At 61.2% G+C, this 1,052-nt stretch carries 1 protein-coding gene and 1 pseudogene; both read right to left on the bottom strand.

All coding sequences use genetic code 11. The features are described 5' to 3' along the window. A pseudogene (locus tag AC0QHF_RS12125) lies at window positions 1-222 on the bottom strand (chlorophyll a/b binding light-harvesting protein); the annotation flags it as partial. 2 nt (window positions 223-224) lie between these two features. Continuing rightward, the coding region (locus tag AC0QHF_RS12120) for a chlorophyll a/b binding light-harvesting protein (protein ID WP_324704475.1) at window positions 225-1,052 on the bottom strand (828 nt) is incomplete at its 5' end.

Below are 1,052 nucleotides of genomic sequence, written 5' to 3'. Positions count from 1 at the left end.
GAACTGGTTGAGTTCAAACAGGGTCATCGCCCCGGCCCACAGGACGATCAGTCCGGCGTGGGCGACGTGGGCCCCCAGCAGCTTGCCCGACAGGTCGGCGAAGCGGAAGTTGCCCGCCCACCAAGAGTAGGGATCGCGGGAAGTGGGGACGAAGGTGTTGGGGGCGTCGGTATCGGCCGTGAAGCCCAGCGGTTTGAGGAGATTCGGTTGCGTGACGGTCATGGTTAGCTGACCTCCCCGCGAGTCGATTCGATCACCCGGCCTTCTTTAAAGCTGTAGCCGGCGGCCCGCAGGGCGTGGAAAATGTGTCCCTGCAGGAAGAAGAATCCCAGCCAGAAGTGGGCGTTCGCCAGCCAGACCCGGTTCGTCGCCACCCCGTCGGGACTGACGAAGATCGGGAAGCGATCGAAGACGAGATTGAGGGTGGGGCCGTAAAATTCGGTGGGAAACACCAGGGAATTCACCGAAACGAACAGGGTCGCCACGAAGGCCATCAGGCTGACGGCGCCGATGCTGTAGGAGAGGTAAGCTTCTCCGGACCAGACAAAAAGGTTTTTCGTCCAAGGCAGGGGTTTCGTGGCGATGTGCCAGATCCCCCCGAGGATCAAAATCGCGCCGATCCAGATGTGACCGCCGACGACATCTTCGAGGCGATCGACCCCCGCCAGCCAAAAGCGGCCTTCCGTGCCGAACAAATAGCCGAAAATCGTGGCCGGATTCAGCGTGGGGTCGGTTATCAGGCGCACGTCCTGAACCGTGGGGTCATACAATCCCCCGAAGTACATGGCTTTGGCCACCAGCAAGAACGCGCCGACGCCCAACAGGGTGAGGTGGATGCCCAAAATATCGGTCATCTTGTTGGTGTCGTCCCAGCGATAGCCGAAAAAGGGAAATTTGCTTTCCAGCTTGGCGGGGCCCCGCAGGGAGTGAAAGATGCCGCCGGCGCCCAAAAATGCCGAGCTGATCAGGTGGACCATGCCGATCGCGTAGTAGGGATAGGTGTCTATCACCTCGCCCCCGGCACCGACGCCGATGCCGAGGCGGGCCAGGTT

It is taken from the genome of Lyngbya sp. CCY1209, from assembly GCF_055795065.1.
This window is presented reverse-complemented; position numbering and strand designations above follow the sequence as displayed.